Genomic DNA, 21192 nt, shown 5'->3' on the forward strand with positions numbered 1-21192 from the left:
TTATTAAATAAGAGTGAAAAATACTATTTTTGTTACAAGTAATCTGTTAAAATAATAATAAAACAATCAAAATTATATACCGTTTAATTGTAATTTCGCTTTTATGAAGAAATTAGTGCTTTTGCTATTTATTATGTCGTTTTCAGTTGCTTTTAGTCAGAACCAAAAACTGACGGCTGTTAAAATCGATTCTATTCGTTTTGATGGAGATGCATTTTTAGGTTATGATTCATTTGGTTTTTATTACACCATCAAAAACAATGTTTTTTCTAAAATTGGAAAGCAGGATACTTTAGAATATAAGAATATTTCATTGGGCAAAATCACCAAAGTTGACTTCCAAAACCCCCTTAAAATTGTATTATTTTACGAAAATTTCAATACTGTTGTTATTTTGGACAATCAACTGAATGAGACCCAAAAAATAAATTTTTCAGAAAGTCTAATTCCAATTGTAGCCACTGCAGTTGGAATTGCTTCTCAAAATCAGTTGTGGGTTCATAACAGTATGAATCAGCAATTGGGATTATATGATTATTTAAACAACCTTTTAAAGACGATTTCAGTTCCGTTTACAGAAAGTATCAAGAATTATTTTTCAGATTTTAATTCATTCCATTGGATTGACAATGAGAACAACTGGTACATTTGCGATGTTTTTGGAAGAATTACAAACAACGGAAAAGTTCCTGATTTCGCATCGATTGCAATTATTAATGAGAATCAATTTCTTTATTTGAAAGACGGAATTTTAGTTTACCACGATTTGGAAAAAACCCAAAAAAGCGAGATCAAAATAGCCGAAAAAAGCTCAAAAAAATTCTCTTACAAAGACCAAATTTTATCTATTTTTACAGCTGAGGGAATTACAAATTATAAAATCATACTACCGTAATGCACATAGCAATAGCAGGAAACATAGGATCTGGAAAGACGACTTTGACACGATTACTAGCGAAACATTTCAAGTGGGAACCACATTATGAAGACGTTGTTGACAATCCTTACCTAGATGATTTTTACCACCAAATGGAACGCTGGTCTTTTAATTTACAAATTTATTTCTTGAATAGTCGTTTCCGTCAGGTAATGCAAATTCGCGAAAGTGGCAAAAAAATCATTCAGGACCGCACTATTTATGAAGATGCACATATTTTTGCTCCTAACCTTTATGCAATGGGTTTAATGACCAATCGTGATTTCCAGAATTATTCTTCTCTTTTTGAATTAATGGAATCTACGGTTAAAGCGCCTGATTTATTGATCTATTTAAGAAGCTCTATTCCTAATTTAGTCGGTCAAATACACAAACGGGGTCGTGAATACGAAAACTCAATTTCTATTGATTATTTGAGTCGACTGAACGAAAGATACGAAGGTTGGATTCATACCTACAATAAAGGAAAATTATTAATTATTGACGTAGACAACATAAATTTTGTTGACAATCCTGAAGATTTAGGAACTATTTTTAATCGTATCGATGCAGAATTGAACGGGTTGTTTTAGGATTCTTTCCCTAACCCTCTCCGAAGGAAAGGGAGTACAAACTGGAGATAAACACATAAAAACAAAAATGCCTCGCAAATTGCGAGGCATTTATTATTTACAAGACAGTTAATTACTTCAAAGCATCAATCTTAGCCTGAACTTCTGCATCAGTTCCTTCAAAACTTTGAATGTCTTCTTTTCCGTTTACAGTTGTTTTAATGGTCGCTTTTACTTTTCCATCTACATTCATTTTTTCGATAGAAACTTCTTTAGACATCATATGATTTGGCATTACTACTGCATTCATATGTTCACAAGTTTTATTTGTACAGCCTTTTGCTTTGCATTCTTCCGCTGACATTGAAGTGCATTTTCCTGTTGTTATACAGCAAGTCGCCATATTTTCAGATATGGTGTGGCTTCCATTTCCTAAAATTGGTGCAATTACAAGTCCTATCAAACAGGTCAATTTAATTAAAATATTCATGGATGGCCCAGAAGTATCTTTGAACGGATCGCCAACCGTATCTCCGGTAACCGCCGCTTTATGTGCATCAGAACCTTTATAGGTCATTTCACCATTAATCAGCACACCTGCTTCAAAAGATTTTTTAGCGTTGTCCCAAGCACCTCCGGCATTGTTTTGAAAAACAGCCCAAAGCACACCCGAAACGGTAACTCCAGCCATATAACCTCCCAGCATTTCGGCAATTAACTGGTTGTTATCTGAATACACCAACTTCCCTAAAAGAACAATCGCGATTGGGAAACCAATAGTCAGAATTCCGGGCAGCATCATTTCGCGCAAAGCGGCTTTGGTAGAAATATCAACACATTTTGCATATTCCGGTTTTCCGGTTCCTTCCATAATTCCTGGAATTTCTCTAAACTGACGACGCACTTCATACACCATATCCATCGCGGCTTTCCCAACAGAATTCATGGCCAAAGCCGAGAAAACTACCGGTATCATTCCACCCACAAATAACATCGCTAAAACAGGTGCTTTGAAAATATTAATACCGTCAATTCCCGTAAACGTGACATAAGCAGCGAATAAAGCCAGTGATGTTAATGCCGCCGAAGCGATAGCAAATCCTTTTCCTGTTGCTGCTGTAGTATTTCCTACGGCATCAAGGATATCTGTCCTGGTGCGTACTTCTTTTGGTAATTCGCTCATCTCTGCAATTCCACCGGCATTATCCGATATGGGTCCAAAAGCATCGATTGCCAATTGCATCGCTGTTGTTGCCATCATCGCTGAAGCAGCCAAAGCAACACCATAAAATCCTGCAAAAGCATAAGAACCCCAAATTGCCGCTGCAAATAAAAGTACAGTCGGAAACGTAGAAATCATTCCCGTAGCTAAACCTGCAATTACATTTGTTCCTGCGCCAGTTGACGATTTTTGTACAATCGCCATAACGGGTTTTGTCCCTAGTCCTGTGTAATATTCTGTAACAGAAGAGATAACGGCTCCGACTACTAATCCAACAATTGTGGCGTAAAATACACGCATTGATGAAATTTCTTTAGTCCCTTCGCCAAAGAAATCCATTTTCATGGTTTCCGGCAACATATATTGCACTAAAAAATAACATGCAACAAAGGTTAATCCTATTGATACCCAGTTCCCTATATTTAATGCTTTTTGAACTTGTGCTTCCTTCGCATTATCATCTGTAATTTTCACAAGCATCGTTCCGATAATAGAAAATAAGATTCCAAAACCGGCAATTGCCATTGGTAATAATATGGGTCCAATTCCGCCAAAAGCATCTTGAATATTTCCTCCCATATCTTTAATTACATAATTCCCAAGAACCATCGCTGCCAAAACGGTTGCTACATAAGAACCAAATAAATCGGCACCCATTCCAGCAACATCACCCACATTATCTCCTACATTATCCGCAATTGTGGCCGGATTACGAGGATCATCTTCAGGGATTCCAGCTTCAATTTTCCCCACTAAATCAGCACCTACATCGGCCGCTTTCGTGTAAATCCCTCCACCAACTCTGGCAAACAAAGCAATAGATTCTGCTCCAAGAGAAAATCCGGCTAGCGTTTCCAATACAATGGTCATGTCTTCTGTAGAAGTCCAAACTCCATTCATAAAAAAGTGAAAGAAAAATATAAAGAAAGTGGTCAGTCCTAAAACCGCTAAACCTGCAACCCCTAATCCCATTACGGTTCCACCACCAAAAGACACTTTTAAGGCTTGTGGCAAACTCGTACGTGCAGCCTGTGTAGTTCTAACATTGGTTTTTGTTGCAATTTTCATTCCCATATTTCCTGCTAAAGCCGAGAAAAAAGCACCAAAAACAAAGGCAACTACTATTAATATATGTGTTGTAGGAACAATAAATGAAATTCCGGCTAAAACAACACTTGCTCCAATGACGAAGAAAGTCAATAACCTATATTCTGCTTTAAGGAAAGCCAATGCTCCTTCGTAAATGTAATCTGAAATCTCTTTCATTTTACCGTCACCAGGATCTTGTTTTAAAACCCATGCTCGCTTCGTAAACATAAACGCCAGTCCAATAAATGCCATGGCTATTGGCAAATAAATCATTATTGTATTCATAATTTTGGTTTGGTTTTTGGTTAAAATTAATAATGTAACGAAACGAATTTAAACAAAAAAGCAACACTCTTAACAGAATATTGCTTTTTTTGTAAAAATTGTGGTATAAAATTATTTAATACTAAACAATCCCTCCGGTTTATTTTCAATTGCATTGAAACGGTCTGTACATTCTTTGATAATGGCATAGGCTTCATTTACATCACCCCAACCACCAACATCTACTGTTTTGTTTTCAAGATCTTTATATACTTGAAAGAAATGTTCAATTTCTTTTAGTAAATGCGGATTCATATCTGACAAATCATTTAATGAATTCCAAATTGGATCTGAAACTGGTACACAAATTACTTTTTCATCAGGTCCTTTGTCATCTGCCATATGGAAAACACCAATAGGTTTTACTTCCATTACACATCCAGGAAAAGTAGGTTCATTTACTAAAACCAAAACGTCTAGTGGATCTCCATCTAAGGCTAATGTTTCGGGGATAAATCCGTAATCAGCCGGATACATCATTGAAGAAAATAACATTCTGTCAAAACGCATTCTTTTTATTTCGAAATCATATTCGTATTTATTTCTACTTCCTCTTGGTATTTCGATTAAGACATCGAACGTTGTTAATTTGTCTGCAGTCATTTTAGTTTCTTTTCTATATTTTATGGTTGCAAAAATAAGTAAAGAATCCCTTTCAACAATATAAAATCTATTTTATCTATTGATTAAATTTTAAGAGACAGCACTTTAGTAAAAAACGGTTCTATTTCTCTTCTTCAAATAATAATGCCATAATACATAAGTTGCAAAAGATCGATACGGACTCCATTTCAAAGTATGCAGCTGCATCCCGTCCTTGTCATGAATATCCAATAATTCTTTTATTGTATTTACAACTGCAATATCTCCTAATGGCAATAAATCCGGTTCTTGCAAACAAAACATTAAATAGATATCAATGGTCCAGTTTCCTATTCCTTTAATTTTAATCAGCTCTTCTCTAACTTGTTGAGCTGTTTTGTCTGGCAAACTTTCTAAATCAAGTTCTTTATTTAATATGGCTGTTGCCAAAGCCTTGATATACGACGTTTTTTGACGACTTACGCCAAGATTCCTAAATTCGGCATCCGATACGTCAAGAAGAACATCGGGTATTACGGCTTTTTGACTGGCTTTGATTTTCAAAAAAGTGGCTTTTGCCGAATCTATCGAAACTTGTTGTTCTAAAATCAACAGTACTAAAGTCTCAAAACCTTGCGGTCTTTTAGGAATAACAGGTAATCCATATTGGTCAATAATAGCTTTGAAAATAGTGTCTTTATCTGAAAGATAGTCAATGGCTTCTTGCATAAGTAACTGTTTTTTAGCCCGGATGGAAACGGCATCCTTTTTATAAGGCGATTTTTATTCGCCTTATAAAAAGATATAGTGTACAGCCGGAATAGCTCCTAAAAATTAAACCCAAACGACCCTTTTACTGTAAAACGATTTGTGTCAGGTACGTTTAGATAATTGCCGCGCCAAGCAAAATCGATACGAAACACTTTGAAGATATTCCCAATTCCGGCGCTGTATTCCCAATATCCTTTTTCAGGGGCATTATAAATGAGTCCAGAAGCATTAATAGCTCTGTTTTCATCAGAAATACTTCCATAAACCCCTTTTACGGAAACAATTTCTCTCCAATTGAGTTTGCGCATGAATGGAATTCTGGAAAAAAGACGCCCATTGAAATTGTGATTCCACTGCAAAGTGGCGTATTGATCTGATACAAATTCATAGAAATTAAGATTGCTAAACGTGTTTTCTATGGTGAAAAAAGTTTGATTTCCCGGAATCACACTCATCAATCCCAAAGGAACCGTTCCAAAGGTTTTACCCACTTCCATAATAATATTAGTTCTACCTAAGGGGCCAATTATTATAGGTTGTTTGTAATACAATTGTACTTTGTCATATTTGAAATCACTATCTAAAAGTCCTTTAAATCCATGGCTATAATTAATAAAGAAACGACTAAAAGGGCTGTCTACATTGCTTCTTTCTACCCCAAAACCAATTGTTTTCCGATTTGGAGAATACTCGATCTGGAAGTTCGCTTCGGATTGCTTCACATCACTTTTAGTAACTGTTTTGGCTGCATCCGTGTAATAATCCAAACTAAAAGTAGGCGATGCAGACTCCAGCGTACGATACGAAATCCCCGCCTGAAACGTTAAATTCTTTACAGGTTCCACCTCGATGGCAACATTAGTCAAATTGATATTGGTCAATTTCCCGTTGCTGCCGGAAGAGAATACAGATGACGAAGCAAAACTCCTGCCCAAAACATCATTTGTGGTAGTCAAACTGGCACCAATTTGTTCAATATCGCGCCTATTTCCTCCAGATAAAATGATGCGGTTTTTCTTGTCGACCATCCATTTTCCGGAAATTCCATATTTGAATTTATCATCATTAAAACCATACGCAGTGTAGGCCTGAATACGCCAAGGATCGTTAGGTCCAAAATAAGTTCTTCCACCTACTCGCAGGCGTACACCTTCCACTTCATTGTATCCAAAAGTGGAAAAAACAGGTCCATAATCAAAGTTATTAAACTCCACATAACCACTTCCCAAAATGGAAACCAAACTATATAATTGTTTGAATTTGTTTACAGTTTGTAACGTATCCAGCATTTTGTAAACACCCAATTCATCCTTGCTTAATTTTTCGAAACGGTTTTCTTTCCAGTATTCATCGGATTTATTGTAGACTTCGTCATCCATATAATTGACTTCGTCTCGATAAAAAGCTGCAGGCAGTTCTTTATTGAATTGATGATCTCTATAATAACTAGTACGTTTTCCATAAACGCCTTTGGAATTTTCTTTTTTGTTCAAAGCAAAGTCGGACATCAAATAATCCTTTGTCAATAAGAAAACCGAGTCACTAACCACTTCAAATTCCTGCTCTAAGTAAATGTCTTTTACCCAATTGATATTGGCGCTTTTGGTCACTGCCATATTAATTTTCTTGATGGCAAACGTGGAATCATTGACCCAAAAATCTCCTTTGAAAGTCAATTCATTTTTACGTCTTGGATAAAAAACAATATTAAAACACCATTTATCATCAATATACGCACTGTCTTTCAAAACGTAATTATAAACATCGATCCCCGTTGTAGATAGCGGACTGGTAAAGCTTTTATCAAAAAAAGTCAAGTAATTGTTGTAGATATTATAATCCGAATACAAGTCTTTTACAAAGGTTAAAATTTGTTGGTTTCCATTAAATCCAGATGTTTTATTGGCTTTAATATTTTCCTTAACTTTCTTTAATTTATTATCTCCATAAACATCATTAAGGGATTCATTTATAAAAATAGGCAAGTAGGTTTTCCCGGTTACTCGAGAAGTATCCATTTGATCGAATATAAATTCCATTCCTTTGAAAAGCTTGCTTTTCATAAAAGCACTATCAATAGAATTCATATCAAATTCTATTTTCTCATACTTTTCCATTTGGTATTGGTCAAACATGTACAATCCGTTTTTGCGTTTTCTTTCCCAAATTTTCCTAAGAATTTCGAGCGCAGGATTGTCCTTTTTTGATGTTTTACCGGCAAAAACAATTACCTCTTTTAAACTTTCGGCTTCATTGAGCTGAATCTTAAAATTATAATTCACCGTTTTATCTAAGTTGATTTCTTTTTCAGAAAACCCAACCGAAGATATAAGTAAAGTAGTGTATATTTTTTTTGATTCTAGGTAAAACTTACCGTCTTCATTAGTTACAATTCCCTCGCTGGAACCTTTGAAAACCACATTTGCAAACGGAATGGGCAAGTTAGATTTATCGACCACAACACCACTCACTTTTGTTTGCGCAAAAACAGTAGTTGCCGAAACCACCAAAAAAAACAGAAAAAACAAGAAATTCTTTTTCATAGTCATTCAAAAAAAAACTTCATCAAATTAAAAAAATTGATGAAGTTTTAAATATGGTTAATTTATACTTCCAAATTATTTGATCTAAAAATTGATTGTTTCAATTTATTCTTAATCAAACAGCTCGAAAGGTTATTTTTTATACATTACTTTTTTAACCGCCTTTACAACGTCACCAGCATTTGGCAACCATTCTTTCAATAAAACTGGAGAATAAGGCGCTGGCGTATCTGCTGTTGTGATACGCTGTATAGGTGCATCCAAGAAATCAAAAGCACGCTCTTGAACAATATAGGTAATTTCAGAAGCCACACTTGCAAAAGGCCAAGCTTCCTCAAGAACTACTAATCTATTTGTTTTTTTAACCGAAGTTAAAATCGTCTCATAATCCATAGGACGCACGGTTCTCAAATCGATAATTTCACAAGAAATTCCTTCTTTGGCTAATTCATCCGCGGCAATATGTGCTTCTTTGATGATTTTTCCAAAAGAAACGATTGTTACATCCGTACCTTCACGCTTGATATCCGCAACCCCTAACGGAATTACATATTCACCATCTGGAACTTCACCCTTATCGCCATACATTTGTTCTGATTCCATGAAAATCACAGGATCATTATCACGGATAGCCGCTTTCAACAAACCTTTAGCATCATAAACAGTAGATGGAACTACCACTTTAAGACCCGGAGTATTCGCAAACCAGTTTTCTAATGCTTGCGAGTGCGTTGCGCCTAATTGTCCTGCCGAAGCTGTTGGACCACGAAAAACGATTGGTACATTAAATTGCCCACCTGTCATCTGACGCATTTTGGCAGCGTTATTTATAATTTGGTCAATCCCAACTAAACAAAAATTGAATGTCATGTATTCCACAATCGGTCTGCATCCGTTCATAGCTGATCCTACTGCAATACCCGTAAAACCAAGCTCAGCGATAGGAGTATCAATCACTCTTTTCTCGCCAAATTCAGCAAGCATTCCTTTAGATGCTTTGTAAGCACCGTTATATTCTGCAACTTCTTCACCCATTAAGTATATGGACTCATCGTGACGCATTTCTTCACTCATCGCTTCGCAAATGGCCTCTCTAAATTGTATCGTTCTCATATTATATGTTGTATGTCTATTTTTCGAAAAGCAAAAATAAATATTTTAAATCACTTAAAAGCATAAATTATCCTAAATTAATTCAGGATTTACTACCATAATTTTCAGGAGCTATTTCCGGCTATCCGCTGTATCTTCCTGTGGTTAAAGAAACCACAGGAAGGATGCCGCTACTATCCGGACTACGAAATCGAAATAGTAACAAAAAATATTATGCATGCATAGTATATTATTCGAATTAATATTTTAAATTTGTAAAAGAAATTACGAATAATAAAATATATAAGTATGAAAATATTAGTTTGCATCAGTCACGTTCCTGATACTACTTCAAAAATTAATTTTGTCAACGGAGATTCTGAATTTGACACTAATGGAGTACAATATGTAATCAATCCAAATGATGAATTTGGTTTGACACGTGCCATTTGGTTCCAAGAACAACAAGGCGCAACTGTTACTGTTGTAAATGTTGGTGGCCCAGAAACCGAGCCTACTTTAAGAAAAGCGTTAGCAATAGGTGCCAATGAAGCCATTCGTGTAAACGCTACTCCTACTGACGGATTTTTCGTTGCCAAGCAACTTGCTGAAGTTATTAAAAACGGAGGATACGATATAATTATCGCCGGGAAAGAATCTTTAGACTATAATGGCGGAATGGTTCCTGGAATGATAGCTGGAATTTTAGGATACAATTTCCTAAATTCTTGCACAAGTCTTACTGTTGATGGAACTAACGTAAAAGCAGTTCGTGAAATTGATGGTGGAAAAGAAACAGTTGCTACTACTTTGCCTTTAATCATTGGTGGACAAAAAGGATTGGTGGAAGAAAAAGACTTGCGTATTCCAAACATGAGAGGAATCATGACTGCAAGAACAAAAGCATTGACAATTCTGGAGCCAGTTGACGCTACTGTAAACACAAAAGCAGTAAAATTTGAAAAACCAGCTCCTAAATCAGCCGTGAAATTAATCGCTGCTGACAATTTAGATGAATTAATCAATTTATTACACAACGAAGCGAAAGTAATCTAGTAATCAGTGTTCAGTTGCAGTTTTCAGTTGCAAAACTTTAAACTTTAAACCTGAAACTTTAAACAAAAAAATCATGTCAATATTAATATACGCGGAATACGCAGAAGGAAAATTTAAAAAAGTAGCATTCGAATTGGCTTCTTACGCAAAAAAAGTAGCCGAAAGTTTAGGAACTACCGTTACAGCGGTAACCGTAAATGCTGGAGATGTTTCAGAATTATCAAAATATGGAGTAGACAAAGTATTGAAAGTAACCAACGATAAATTATCGGGATTTACTGCAAAAGCATACGCTGATGTAATCAAACAAGCGGCTCAAAAAGAAAACGTAAAATTAGTTTTGCTTTCTTCTACAACAGATAGTATTTATCTTTCGTCACTTGTTGCAGTAGCTTTAGAAGCTGGTTATGCATCAAATGTGGTTGGATTACCGGTTTCAACTTCCCCTTTTCAAGTAAAAAGAAATGCTTTTTCAAACAAAGCATTCAATACTACTGAAATTGCAACAGACGTAAAAGTGCTTGGACTTGCAAAAAACTCGTATGGAGTTTTTGAAACGCCTTCATCATTAACTGAAGAAGATTTTAACCCAACCATTGGAGATAATGATTTTGGCGTAAAAGTAGAATCAGTTGAAAAAGTTTCCGGAAAAGTTTCCATTGCGGATGCTGATATTGTAGTATCGGCTGGTCGTGGTTTAAAAGGTCCGGAAAACTGGGGAATGGTAGAAGAATTAGCAACCGTTCTTGGCGCTGCAACCGCTTGTTCAAAACCAGTTTCTGATTTAGGATGGAGACCTCACGGAGAACACGTAGGACAAACAGGGAAACCAGTAGCAACAAACCTTTATATTGCAATTGGAATTTCAGGGGCAATTCAACACATTGCGGGAATCAACTCATCTAAAGTTAAAGTGGTAATCAACAGCGATCCGGAAGCTCCCTTTTTCAAAGTGGCTGATTACGGAATTGTAGGTGATGCGTTTGAAATTGTCCCACAACTAATTGAGAAATTTAAAGTCTTCAAAGCTCAAAATTCATAAATAATAGCATACCATTAATTTAAATGCTACTTAAAAACAAGATTTTGTATCTTTGCTTTTAAGTAGCATTTCTTTTTGGAAATCGCCACTTAACTTTTAGTAAAAAAAGTACCTTGTACTTTCCCTTAACAACAATTATGAGCTTAGTTAAATTATCCATAAAAGGAATTTCATACAGTCAAACTCAAAACGGAGCTTATGCTTTGATCTTGAATGAGGTTGACGGTGAAAGAAAATTGCCCATCGTCATTGGCGCTTTTGAAGCCCAGTCCATCGCTATTGCATTGGAAAAAGAAATAAAACCACCACGTCCTTTGACCCATGATTTATTCAAAAACTTCGCAGAACGTTTTGATATTGTGGTTAAGCAAGTCATTATTCACAAGTTAGTTGACGGTGTTTTTTATTCAAGTATCATTTGCGAAAGAGATAAAATTGAAGAAATTATTGATGCCAGAACTTCAGATGCAATCGCACTTGCGCTGCGTTTTAATGCACCAATTTTTACGTACAAAAACATCTTAGACAAAGCTGGAATATATTTAAAATCAAACCCTTTAGATCCTAATAAAGATTCACAAGAACTTGACGATGTACTTTCTAATCCAGACACTTTTGGTCTTGAGGAAGAAAGCAACCAATCCGGAGAAACGTATTCTAAACACAGTTTACAGGAATTAAATGAACTGTTAGACCAAGCAGTATCTCAAGAAGATTATGAGAAAGCAGCTAAAATTAGAGATGAAATTTCAAAAAGGGAATCATAATTTTGTTTTATATTAGTGCATTATTTAATATGTAACCGATTTTCTGCACAAAAAAAGAGAAAATTGATACTATATTTTATTGTAACCTATTATACAACCCATCTATGAAAGCAAAAATTATCCTTCTTGCCGTCTCGCTTTTTATTTTTACAAACGTGTTTTCTCAAAATTATTATTTGCACTGCGGCAAAATTCTAAACACGCAATCCGGTAAAGAATTGTCCAATCAGACCATCATTGTTTCTAAAAACAAAATTGTAAGCATTAAAAATGGTTTTGTTTCTAAAGCTACTCCTGCTGACATTGAGATCAATTTGAAAAATAAATATGTTTTACCCGGTCTTATTGACTTACATGTTCACATAGAAGGTGAACATGACACCAAGAGCTACATGTCAAAATATTTAGACAACGAGGCTGATATTGCATTTCAGGCAGTTCGCTGTGCCGAAATCACACTTCAATCTGGATTTACAACAGTACGTGATTTAGGGGGAACTGGAGTCAATGTTTCGCTACGGAATGCCATTAACAAAGGCATCGTAAACGGACCCCGAATTTTTACTGCAGGAAAATCAATTGCTACAACAGGCGGTCACGCTGATCCCACAAACGGAAGCAATAGAAAACTTGTAGGCGATCCTGGCCCACATGAAGGTGTGATCAATTCTCCCGAAGAAGCGGTAAAAGCAGTAAGAGAACGATACAAAGAAGGCGCCGATGTAATTAAAATTACAGCCACTGGTGGTGTATTAAGCGTTGCTAAAAGCGGTAAAAACCCGCAATTTACGTTAGATGAAATCAAAGCTATTACAGCAACTGCCAAAGATTACAATATGCTCACCGCAGCCCATGCCCATGGAGATGAAGGAATGCAACGCGCTATATTAGGCGGTATAAAAACCATTGAACACGGCACTTTTATGAGTGAAGAGACAATGGAGTTGATGAAAAAATACGATGCCTATTTAGTTCCTACCTTAACAGCTGGAAAAGAAGTAGAAAAAAATGCAGAAATTGATGGTTTTTATCCTGACATCGTAGTGCCGAAAGCTAAAGAAGTTGGTCCACAACTAAAAGCTACTTTTGCAAAAGCATATAAAAAAGGAGTCAAAATTGCTTTTGGAACTGATGCCGGAGTTTTTGCCCATGGAACAAATGCAAAAGAATTTGGATATATGGTCGAAGCCGGAATGCCTGCATTAGCCGCGATACAATCAGCAACAACAACTAATGCTTTGTTATTAGGTATTGGAAACGAAGTAGGCCAAATCAAAGAGAACTTTTTAGCAGATATTATTGCAGTGGATGAAAATCCCTTGAATACAATCACAACATTAGAAAAAGTAGTTTTTGTGATGAAAGACGGAAAAATATATAAAAACTAAATTGCTGACCGCAAATAGAATAAACAAACAATGAAGCAATATTTAGACTTAGTGCAACACGTAATGGAAAACGGTTGTCAAAAAGGAGATCGTACGGGAACAGGAACAAAGAGTGTGTTTGGATACCAAATGCGTTTTGATTTGAATGAAGGTTTCCCAATGGTTACCACTAAAAAATTACATCTAAAATCTATTATCTACGAATTGCTTTGGTTTTTAAAAGGGGAAACAAATATTAAGTATCTTCAAGAAAACGGCGTCAAAATTTGGGATGCTTGGGCAGATACAAATGGTGATTTAGGACCAATTTACGGTCACCAATGGCGCAACTGGAACAGCGAAGAAATAGATCAAATATCAGAATTGATTAAAGAATTAAAAACCAATCCTAACAGCCGCAGAATGTTAGTTTCAGCATGGAATCCTTCGGTTCTTCCTGACACTACAAAATCATTTGATGAAAATGTAGCAAACAATAAAGCCGCTTTACCACCTTGTCACGCTTTCTTTCAGTTTTATGTTTCTGAAGGTAAATTGTCGTGTCAATTGTACCAGCGAAGTGCTGATATTTTCTTAGGAGTTCCTTTTAACATAGCTTCCTACGCATTACTAACGATGATGATTGCTCAGGTTTGCAACTTAGAACCCGGTGAATTCATTCACACTTTTGGCGATGCACATATTTACAATAATCATTTTGAACAACTGGAATTGCAATTGTCACGAGAACCAAAACCATTGCCTAAAATGATTTTGAATCCTACTATAAAAGATATCTTTGCATTCGATTTTGACGATTTCACGCTAGAAGGTTATGAACCACATGCCTTGATAAAAGGCAGTGTTGCCGTATAATACACTAAAAAATGGTGTTTTAGTTAGACTACTAAAACACCATTTTCATTTCCTGCAAACTCGTTCCAAATGAAAGAATCTGCTTCTTGATCATTGACAAACTCACCATCAATCAGGTATTTGAATTCATAAGACGCATCTTTGCTTACATCAAAAACCCCTTTGAAGGTGCCATTTTTTAATTTGCTTAAAGCGCCTTCAGTAGCATTCCAGTTATTGAAATCTCCTATAACCGAAGCTCTACTGGCCTGCTTTGCCGCCACTGAAAAAGTAACTTTACAAACTGGTTTTGATTTTACAAATTGTTTTTTAATAGCCATAACTAATTCATTTATAGATTTATGCAACAAAGAAAACAAAACATTTTGAAGTTTCAAAAATCTTTTAAAGTTTTAAGACAATGTGGTAAAGTATGTTAATTTTTGATAAATACACTAATTTAACGATCGGAAATTTACTATTCAAAAATCAGAAAACGTTTTCTCCAAAAATAATACAGAAGCAAAATAGTGACTTTGCAAAATAAATTTTACCTTTATAAACTAAAATTAAACCGATGGAAAAAGAATTACATGAACAATATGAATATGCTCGAAGAAGAATAAAACAAAAGAAACGACTGTATTTTCATTTTGTGGTTTTTGTTTTAGGAAGCCTGCTATTATTTGTTGCTCATAATTTTCTGGACAGTACGGTAGTCAGTGATTGGTACCTATGGATTATCATAATATGGCTTTTCTTGTTTATTATGCATTTTATAAAAATTTTTATTACTGATCGGTTTATGAATAAAGATTGGGAAAGAGAACAAATAGACCGTCTTGTTGCTTTGCAAAAAAAGAAAGTGGACCAATTAGAAACACAAGTTTCTAATGATGAACTAAAACACTAGCAAATAAAGATTATGATAATAATGATTGCGGCTGTTGCCGAGAATAATGAACTGGGAAAAAATAACGAATTAATTTGGCATTTACCTAATGATTTCAAGAGATTTAAAGCACTAACCTCTGGACATCATATCATAATGGGCAGAAAAACATTTGAAAGTTTTCCTAAACCATTGCCAAACAGAACCCACATTATAATTAGCAGACAAAAAGAGTATCAGGCAGAAGGGTGCTTAATTGTAAACAGCATTGAAAAAGCACTTGAATTATGCCCTAAAGATGAAGATTCTTATGTAATAGGTGGAGGAGAAATTTATAATTTGGGACTTCCTTATGCTGACAAAATAGAAATTACAAGGGTACATAATACATTTGAGGCGGATGCTTACTTTCCTGAAATTGATCCTGATCAATGGAAAATAACAATATCTGAACACAACATAAAGGATGATAAACATCTTTATGATTACACCTACCAAACTTTCATTAGAAGATAAGTAGTTGGAACTATTTAATGTTATACTAAAAAATGAGTGAAATAATATTTAACATATAAGTCATATAAGAATTAAACCTTAAATGACCTTATGATTATTTAAGTTACATAAGGCTAACACAATCGAAACTTAAACTTACATGACTTATATGGTAAGAAAAATTCGACATTGTTATATTCTTATTGCTTAAAACAAAAAAAACATCCTTTCTACAGGATGTTTTTTTTTTAACCATTGATTAAGAGAAATGACCTACTCTTGAAAGAGTATTTGATAACATAAAAAAAAAATCACAAATACTAACAATACTCCAGAGATGGAGATTATAATATTTGATGTTTTTTGAGAATACATCTCAAAAAAGCCTTTAATACCAAATACCACGAAGGTACTAAAGACGAAAAAAATTAAAATTTCCAAAAACAAATTTAATCCTAAGAACGTGTGTTGCGCTTTAATTACAATACTGCTTTGTAAAACAGCATTTTCAAAACAGCTAACAAGAACAAATGAGATGATTAACGCTAAAAACATCCATTTGATTAGGTTCACTGACTCTCTTTTAATCATTTAGTATGGTTATTTCTTGAATTACAAATTTGTACAATAAAAACGGGAGTTACAATACCCACTTTTAGTGATATTTCAAATAAAAGCATATTCTATTTTTACCAAAAATAAACTTATCTTGAATTTAAAAACTCATTTTTAGTTTCTCAAGTTTATAGTATATTTGCATAAAAAAAAATGTCAGAAAAAATAACTCCCTATAAAGATTCTGCCTTAGGCAAAAAAGAACAAGTTGCTCAAATGTTTGATACAATTTCTGGGAATTACGACAATCTTAACCGTGTAATTTCTTTTGGTATTGATATAAAATGGCGTAAAAAAGTATTGCAAATGGTTGCCAAATCTAATCCACAAATTATTTTGGACATCGCGACCGGAACTGGAGATTTAGCAATTTTAATGGCACAAACTAATGCTAAAAAAATTATCGGTTTAGATATTTCTGCAGGAATGCTAGAAGTGGGCGTTCAAAAAATTGCTGCCAAAAATCTTGCTAGCACTATTGAAATGATCTTGGGCGACTCCGAAAACATGCCTTTTGAAGACAATTATTTTGATGCGATTACGGTTGCTTTTGGCGTTCGTAATTTTGAAACCTTAGAAAAAGGATTAGCTGAGATTTTAAGAGTGCTAAAACCAAATGGTATTTTTGTGATCTTAGAAACTTCAGTACCAGACAAAACACCCTACAAACAAGGATACACTTTTTACAGTAGAAACATATTGCCTTTAATTGGGAAATTATTCTCTAAAGATGACGTTGCTTATGGTTATCTATCAGAATCTGCAGCTGCTTTTCCTTATGGCGAAGCGCTAAACAATATTTTGAGAAAAACTGGGTTTATAGATGTTGTAGCTTTACCACAAACTTTTGGCGTAGCTACTATTTATTCAGCGTCTAAAAAATAATATGAGAAAAATAATTGCCTTTCTGTTTTTTGCTTTTATTCTAAACGGATATGCTCAAAAATCTAAAAATATTTTTAGCCGGGATCCTATTGTCAATCTAGAGAATTTTCAAAAAAAGAAAGTTTATTATGGCTTTTATTTAGGTTTCAATTCTTATGATTTCAAAATTGATTATAAAGAGGAAACACCAGATATACTAGTCAGCAAAACAACTGGTTTCAACGTGGGAATTATTGGTGATGTGAAACTACAAGAGTACATAAACTTGCGCTTTGAACCAGGTTTATATTATACAAAGAGAGACTTGAATTATCCTGATTTTTCTAATAGTGGCGATGCGTTAAGAGAAGTAAATAGCACTTATATTCATTTTCCGTTATTATTAAAATTATCTTCTTTGAGAACTGGAAATATTCGTCCTTACGGATTAGCAGGATTGTCTGCTACTTTAAACCTATCAAGTAATGCTAAGTTGGTGGATGATAATTTGCAACAGCGTTTCCGAGTCAAATCATGGACAACGAACTATGAATTAGGTTTTGGAATTGATTTTTTTTCAGAGTATTTTATATTTTCACCTTCCATAAGAGGTGTTTTTGGATTTAATGATGAGTTAATTAGAGATAACGACCCTAACAGTCCTTGGACAGGAAATATTGAATCTCTTAAAACTAGAGCTGTTTTTATCAACTTTTCTTTCCACTAGAAAGACTGCTTAATTCGCTGTATTCATCTCTTAAAACACCCAATAAGCAAGACCTGAATATTATCCTCGACAAAATTCACTTAAAATAATAGCAGTTGCGGTAGCAACATTTAGACTTTCCGTTTTTTGAAGGTTTCCAAAACGAGGAATAGTAAGTCTGCTAGTTACCTTCTTTTCGAGTTCGGGTGAAATTCCGTTTGCTTCGTTCCCCATAACAATGATTCCTTGTTTAGGCAACGCCAATTTATAGATATTTGTGCCATCCATAAAGGTTCCAAAAACGGGAAGTTTTGTCTGCGCTAAAAAAACAGTTAAATCAACATAATTAATATTTACCCGAGCAATGGAACCCATGGTCGCCTGAACTACTTTTGGATTATAAAGGTCAACTGTTTCCTTCGAACACAAAATTTGTTCTATTCCAAACCAATCACACATACGCACTATTGTACCTAAATTTCCCGGATCCCGAATAGAATCAAGTGCTACAATCAAACCAGTTTCAAAAATTGCTTTTTCTGCTGGCATCTTGAAAACTGCTAAACACGAATTAGAAGTGGCTAATGCTGTAACTTTTTTTAAATCATTTTCTGAAATAATAGTTTTTTTTTCTTTAGAAACTGAAATGAAATCATCTTGTGTGGTATACAAATGTTCCAATTCAAAATTAGAATCCAATAGTTCTTGAATTCCCTTTACACCTTCAGCAAAAAATAATTTATTGGCATTTCTATATTTTTTTTGTTGCAAACTCGTTATAAGTTTTATTTGGTTTTTACTAACCATAAAATAATGTACTTTTGAATTAAATATTTTAGAACACTTGAAAAAAATTTCTACAAAAATAACTGCATTTATTGTAATTGCAATATTAATTTGCGCTTGTGACGCTGTAAAAAGAGTTCCTGATGGTAAACTGCTGCTTACAAAAAACGAAATATCAGCCAATGGCAAAAAAATAAAGGAGGAAGATGTTTTCAATCAATTGTATCAAAAACCAAACAGCACCTTGTTGGGCTACCGTTTGCGCTTAAACCTTTACAATCTTGCTAATTTGAATCCAGACTCAACCTATCAGGCGAAGTTTACCAACAATCCAGAAAAATTCAAAAGACAATCCAGATGGCTTTCTGCAAAACAAGTAAACAGACTAGGAAAATCTTTTTTTTACTATGGCATTCATGAATTTTTGAAAAAAACTGGAGAACCTCCTGTGATTTTGAATAAAGAAAGAACTGACAAATCACTATTGCGATTAAAATATTACTATTTTAACAATGGTTATTTCAATGTAGATGCAGCTTATACAATTGACACTTTAAGCATTAAAAAGGCCAAAATAAATTACGCAATAACTCCTGGAAACGCATTTTTTTTAGACACTTTAAAAACAACTATTTCAACTCCAGCATTAGATTCGTTGTACCAGATCAACAAGGAAAACACCTTTATAAAATCTGGAAATCAATATAATACCGAGGATTTTGAGAATGAAAAGAACCGAATTACTACTCATTTTAGAAATAATGGGGCCTATTATTTTCAGTCCAATTATGTGACTTTTGATATTGATACGATTAAAAAAGTAAATCAGGCCAATATAAATTTAGTCATTAATGATTATTCATATCAGGATCAAGATTCGACTAAAACAACTCCTTTTAAGATTTATAAAATAAGTGATGTAAACATTTATACCGATTATTCCTCTCAAACCAGTAAAAGAGAAATTACAGATAGTACAACTTACAAAAATTTCAACTTATACAGTCATCAAAAATTAAAGTACAATCCTCGCGCCATAACCAATGCTATATTTATTACTAAAGGAGGTTTATATGCTGATAACAAAACCGTCCTGACTACGCGTTACTTAAGCAACCTTAAAATTTTTAACTACCCTTCGATACAATATGAAGTTGACAAAAGGGATAGCACCGCACAATCGCTGATCGCAAAAGTATATCTGACTCCCCGAAAAAAGTACAGTTTTGGAACTACGTTAGATATTACGCATTCAAATATTCAGGATTTTGGGATAGGATTAAGTGTTTCGGAAACCATCAGAAATGTTTTTAATGGTGCTGAAACACTAGAGCTTGCAGCCCGTGGTAATATTGGTTCTTCGCAAGATCTGGCTAATCCTAACAATAATTTTTTTAATGTATCCGAGTATGGACTGGATTTAAAATTAAATATTCCTAGAATTTTTATTCCTTTTACAACTGAAAAAATCATTCCTAAAAGCATGATTCCTTCCACATTAATTACGGTAGGTTTTGCAAAACAAAGAAATCTGGGATTAGACAAAGAAAATTTTACAGGCGCTTTGTCTTATAATTGGACTCCTAAAATAAATCATACTGCCCGTTTTGATCTTTTTAACACACAGTTTGTACGCAACCTAAACCCTAACAATTATTTCTTTGTATACAATTCTTCTTATAAAGCACTAAATGCCATCGGAAAGCAATACAACATAAATCCTGACTATTACAATAATGACATCGATAGGGATTTAGTTATTGAAAGAGGAACAACGGGATTTACGAGCGATGTTCTGTCCGGAAATGCTAGTTTCTTAAAACCATTAGAAATTGCTGATTTAGAAAGTGTAAAAAGTATCGAAGAACGCAGACTCCGACTGACGGAAAATGACTTTATTCTTGCCACGAGTTTTACATTTTCAAAAACTACAAAAAAAGATTTATTAGATAATGACTTTTATCTCTTTAGAACTAAAATAGAGTCGGCTGGAACATTGTTATCTGCTATTGCAAAGACTACTAGTCAAAAAGAAAATGTCAAGGGCAATTATGAAATATTCAATTTAGAATATTCTGAATACATAAAAACAGAATTTGAGTACATCAAACATTGGGATTTGTCTAAAGAAAAAATAGTGGCTTTCCGATCCTTTTTTGGGATTGCTGTTCCGTTTGGAAATTCAGATTACATTCCATTTTCAAGGAGTTATTTTTCAGGCGGATCTAATGACAATAGAGCTTGGCAACCCTACGGCTTAGGTCCTGGCAGTAGCGGAGCAGTAGATGATTTTAACGAAGCTAATATGAAAATTGCCATCAGTGGTGAATTTAGATTTAAAGTACTTGGCAATTTAAAAGGCGCTCTTTTTGCTGATGCAGGAAACATTTGGAACGTATTAGATAATATTACCGATGAGAAATCAACATTCACCGGTTTAGGAGACTTACAAGAGATTGCCTTAGGCACAGGGTTTGGTCTGCGCTATGATTTAAGTTTTTTTGTAATCCGTTTTGATTTAGGATTTAAAACCTACAATCCGGCCAACGAAAGTGGTAAACGGTGGTTTCAAGAATATAATTTTGGCAACTCTGTTTTAAATTTTGGAATAAATTATCCGTTCTAATGCTAAATAA

At 34.4% G+C, this 21192-nt stretch carries 19 protein-coding genes; 12 read left to right on the forward strand and 7 right to left on the reverse strand.

Annotated elements, in window-relative coordinates:
- The first annotated feature begins 103 nt into the window (after positions 1-103).
- Both ACEN2F_RS09125 and ACEN2F_RS09130 read left to right on the forward strand, forming a co-directional pair.
- The gene (locus ACEN2F_RS09125) at positions 104-895 is read left to right on the forward strand and encodes a hypothetical protein (RefSeq protein ID WP_441738138.1); all 792 of its coding nucleotides are present in this window, start codon (positions 104-106) and stop codon (positions 893-895) included.
- Complete coding sequence (locus ACEN2F_RS09130) at positions 895-1509, forward strand: deoxynucleoside kinase (RefSeq protein WP_441738140.1); 615 nt, start codon at positions 895-897, stop codon at positions 1507-1509. The genes ACEN2F_RS09125 and ACEN2F_RS09130 overlap by 1 nt, the downstream gene beginning before the upstream one ends.
- Positions 1510-1621: 112 nt before the next feature.
- Here ACEN2F_RS09130 and ACEN2F_RS09135 read toward each other — a convergent pair whose 3' ends face one another.
- From ACEN2F_RS09135 to ACEN2F_RS09155, 5 genes are all read right to left on the reverse strand, one after another.
- Complete coding sequence (locus ACEN2F_RS09135; protein ID WP_441738142.1) at positions 1622-4084, reverse strand: sodium-translocating pyrophosphatase; 2463 nt, start codon at positions 4082-4084, stop codon at positions 1622-1624.
- Positions 4085-4195: 111 nt separating this feature from the next.
- Positions 4196-4726, reverse strand: a complete 531-nt coding sequence (locus ACEN2F_RS09140; protein WP_441738144.1) for an inorganic diphosphatase — start codon at positions 4724-4726, stop codon at positions 4196-4198.
- A gap of 105 nt (positions 4727-4831) precedes the next feature.
- Positions 4832-5434, reverse strand: coding sequence for a DNA-3-methyladenine glycosylase family protein (locus tag ACEN2F_RS09145; RefSeq protein ID WP_441738146.1), 603 nt, complete (start codon positions 5432-5434; stop codon positions 4832-4834).
- 98 nt (positions 5435-5532) lie between these two features.
- Complete coding sequence (locus tag ACEN2F_RS09150) at positions 5533-8019, reverse strand: DUF5686 family protein (protein WP_441738148.1); 2487 nt, start codon at positions 8017-8019, stop codon at positions 5533-5535.
- 132 nt (positions 8020-8151) lie between these two features.
- Complete coding sequence (locus tag ACEN2F_RS09155) at positions 8152-9132, reverse strand: pyruvate dehydrogenase complex E1 component subunit beta (protein WP_066082989.1); 981 nt, start codon at positions 9130-9132, stop codon at positions 8152-8154.
- A gap of 288 nt (positions 9133-9420) precedes the next feature.
- Between ACEN2F_RS09155 and ACEN2F_RS09160 the strand changes: the two genes are divergently transcribed.
- From ACEN2F_RS09160 to ACEN2F_RS09180, 5 genes are all read left to right on the forward strand, one after another.
- A complete protein-coding gene (locus ACEN2F_RS09160) occupies positions 9421-10167 on the forward strand; it encodes an electron transfer flavoprotein subunit beta/FixA family protein (protein WP_441738151.1) in 747 nt (248 codons plus the stop codon).
- Positions 10168-10240: 73 nt separating this feature from the next.
- Positions 10241-11209 carry an electron transfer flavoprotein subunit alpha/FixB family protein gene (locus ACEN2F_RS09165; protein ID WP_441738153.1) on the forward strand — a complete coding sequence of 323 codons (969 nt, stop codon included), beginning with the start codon at positions 10241-10243 and terminating at the stop codon, positions 11207-11209.
- Positions 11210-11346: 137 nt separating this feature from the next.
- Positions 11347-11976, forward strand: a complete 630-nt coding sequence (locus ACEN2F_RS09170; protein ID WP_441738155.1) for a bifunctional nuclease domain-containing protein — start codon at positions 11347-11349, stop codon at positions 11974-11976.
- Positions 11977-12080: 104 nt separating this feature from the next.
- Positions 12081-13364 (forward strand): amidohydrolase family protein, encoded by a 1284-nt coding sequence (locus ACEN2F_RS09175; RefSeq protein ID WP_441738157.1) that lies wholly within the window; start codon positions 12081-12083, stop codon positions 13362-13364.
- Positions 13365-13394: 30 nt separating this feature from the next.
- The gene (locus ACEN2F_RS09180; RefSeq protein WP_441738159.1) at positions 13395-14219 is read left to right on the forward strand and encodes a thymidylate synthase; all 825 of its coding nucleotides are present in this window, start codon (positions 13395-13397) and stop codon (positions 14217-14219) included.
- A gap of 23 nt (positions 14220-14242) precedes the next feature.
- On the opposite strand, the gene ACEN2F_RS09185 is transcribed toward ACEN2F_RS09180, so the two are convergent.
- The gene (locus tag ACEN2F_RS09185; protein ID WP_441738160.1) at positions 14243-14539 is read right to left on the reverse strand and encodes an isoamylase early set domain-containing protein; all 297 of its coding nucleotides are present in this window, start codon (positions 14537-14539) and stop codon (positions 14243-14245) included.
- Between the two features lie 236 nt (positions 14540-14775).
- Between ACEN2F_RS09185 and ACEN2F_RS09190 the strand changes: the two genes are divergently transcribed.
- From ACEN2F_RS09190 to porT, 4 genes are all read left to right on the forward strand, one after another.
- Positions 14776-15111, forward strand: a complete 336-nt coding sequence (locus ACEN2F_RS09190; protein ID WP_441738162.1) for a 2TM domain-containing protein — start codon at positions 14776-14778, stop codon at positions 15109-15111.
- A gap of 12 nt (positions 15112-15123) precedes the next feature.
- On the forward strand, positions 15124-15606 hold the full coding sequence (locus ACEN2F_RS09195) for a dihydrofolate reductase (protein ID WP_441738164.1): 483 nt from the start codon (positions 15124-15126) through the stop codon (positions 15604-15606).
- Positions 15607-16353: 747 nt separating this feature from the next.
- Positions 16354-17085 carry a bifunctional demethylmenaquinone methyltransferase/2-methoxy-6-polyprenyl-1,4-benzoquinol methylase UbiE gene (gene ubiE, locus ACEN2F_RS09200; RefSeq protein ID WP_441738167.1) on the forward strand — a complete coding sequence of 244 codons (732 nt, stop codon included), beginning with the start codon at positions 16354-16356 and terminating at the stop codon, positions 17083-17085.
- A 1-nt stretch (position 17086) separates the two neighbouring features.
- Positions 17087-17791 carry a type IX secretion/gliding motility protein PorT/SprT gene (porT, locus tag ACEN2F_RS09205; protein WP_441738170.1) on the forward strand — a complete coding sequence of 235 codons (705 nt, stop codon included), beginning with the start codon at positions 17087-17089 and terminating at the stop codon, positions 17789-17791.
- A gap of 60 nt (positions 17792-17851) precedes the next feature.
- On the opposite strand, the gene ACEN2F_RS09210 is transcribed toward porT, so the two are convergent.
- Positions 17852-18577 carry an RNA methyltransferase gene (locus ACEN2F_RS09210; protein ID WP_441738171.1) on the reverse strand — a complete coding sequence of 242 codons (726 nt, stop codon included), beginning with the start codon at positions 18575-18577 and terminating at the stop codon, positions 17852-17854.
- A gap of 37 nt (positions 18578-18614) precedes the next feature.
- Here ACEN2F_RS09210 and tamL point away from each other — a divergent pair, with 37 nt between their 5' ends.
- Positions 18615-21182 carry a translocation and assembly module lipoprotein TamL gene (gene tamL / locus ACEN2F_RS09215; protein WP_441738173.1) on the forward strand — a complete coding sequence of 856 codons (2568 nt, stop codon included), beginning with the start codon at positions 18615-18617 and terminating at the stop codon, positions 21180-21182.
- The last annotated feature ends 10 nt before the right edge of the window (positions 21183-21192 follow it).

Source organism: Flavobacterium sp. W20_MBD1_R3 (genome assembly GCF_052119725.1).
Taxonomy (GTDB): domain Bacteria; phylum Bacteroidota; class Bacteroidia; order Flavobacteriales; family Flavobacteriaceae; genus Flavobacterium.

What these genes read in the sequence shown, in the direction of transcription:
- ACEN2F_RS09125 (WP_441738138.1), top strand. Translation starts at nt 104, where the DNA reads ATGAAGAAATTAGTGCTTTTGCTATTTATTATGTCGTTTTCAGTTGCT.
- ACEN2F_RS09130 (WP_441738140.1), top strand. Translation starts at nt 895, where the DNA reads ATGCACATAGCAATAGCAGGAAACATAGGATCTGGAAAGACGACTTTG.
- ACEN2F_RS09135 (WP_441738142.1), bottom strand. Translation starts at nt 4,084, where the DNA reads ATGAATACAATAATGATTTATTTGCCAATAGCCATGGCATTTATTGGA.
- ACEN2F_RS09140 (WP_441738144.1), bottom strand. Translation starts at nt 4,726, where the DNA reads ATGACTGCAGACAAATTAACAACGTTCGATGTCTTAATCGAAATACCA.
- ACEN2F_RS09145 (WP_441738146.1), bottom strand. Translation starts at nt 5,434, where the DNA reads ATGCAAGAAGCCATTGACTATCTTTCAGATAAAGACACTATTTTCAAA.
- ACEN2F_RS09150 (WP_441738148.1), bottom strand. Translation starts at nt 8,019, where the DNA reads ATGAAAAAGAATTTCTTGTTTTTTCTGTTTTTTTTGGTGGTTTCGGCA.
- ACEN2F_RS09155 (WP_066082989.1), bottom strand. Translation starts at nt 9,132, where the DNA reads ATGAGAACGATACAATTTAGAGAGGCCATTTGCGAAGCGATGAGTGAA.
- ACEN2F_RS09160 (WP_441738151.1), top strand. Translation starts at nt 9,421, where the DNA reads ATGAAAATATTAGTTTGCATCAGTCACGTTCCTGATACTACTTCAAAA.
- ACEN2F_RS09165 (WP_441738153.1), top strand. Translation starts at nt 10,241, where the DNA reads ATGTCAATATTAATATACGCGGAATACGCAGAAGGAAAATTTAAAAAA.
- ACEN2F_RS09170 (WP_441738155.1), top strand. Translation starts at nt 11,347, where the DNA reads ATGAGCTTAGTTAAATTATCCATAAAAGGAATTTCATACAGTCAAACT.
- ACEN2F_RS09175 (WP_441738157.1), top strand. Translation starts at nt 12,081, where the DNA reads ATGAAAGCAAAAATTATCCTTCTTGCCGTCTCGCTTTTTATTTTTACA.
- ACEN2F_RS09180 (WP_441738159.1), top strand. Translation starts at nt 13,395, where the DNA reads ATGAAGCAATATTTAGACTTAGTGCAACACGTAATGGAAAACGGTTGT.
- ACEN2F_RS09185 (WP_441738160.1), bottom strand. Translation starts at nt 14,539, where the DNA reads ATGGCTATTAAAAAACAATTTGTAAAATCAAAACCAGTTTGTAAAGTT.
- ACEN2F_RS09190 (WP_441738162.1), top strand. Translation starts at nt 14,776, where the DNA reads ATGGAAAAAGAATTACATGAACAATATGAATATGCTCGAAGAAGAATA.
- ACEN2F_RS09195 (WP_441738164.1), top strand. Translation starts at nt 15,124, where the DNA reads ATGATAATAATGATTGCGGCTGTTGCCGAGAATAATGAACTGGGAAAA.
- ubiE (WP_441738167.1), top strand. Translation starts at nt 16,354, where the DNA reads ATGTCAGAAAAAATAACTCCCTATAAAGATTCTGCCTTAGGCAAAAAA.
- porT (WP_441738170.1), top strand. Translation starts at nt 17,087, where the DNA reads ATGAGAAAAATAATTGCCTTTCTGTTTTTTGCTTTTATTCTAAACGGA.
- ACEN2F_RS09210 (WP_441738171.1), bottom strand. Translation starts at nt 18,577, where the DNA reads ATGGTTAGTAAAAACCAAATAAAACTTATAACGAGTTTGCAACAAAAA.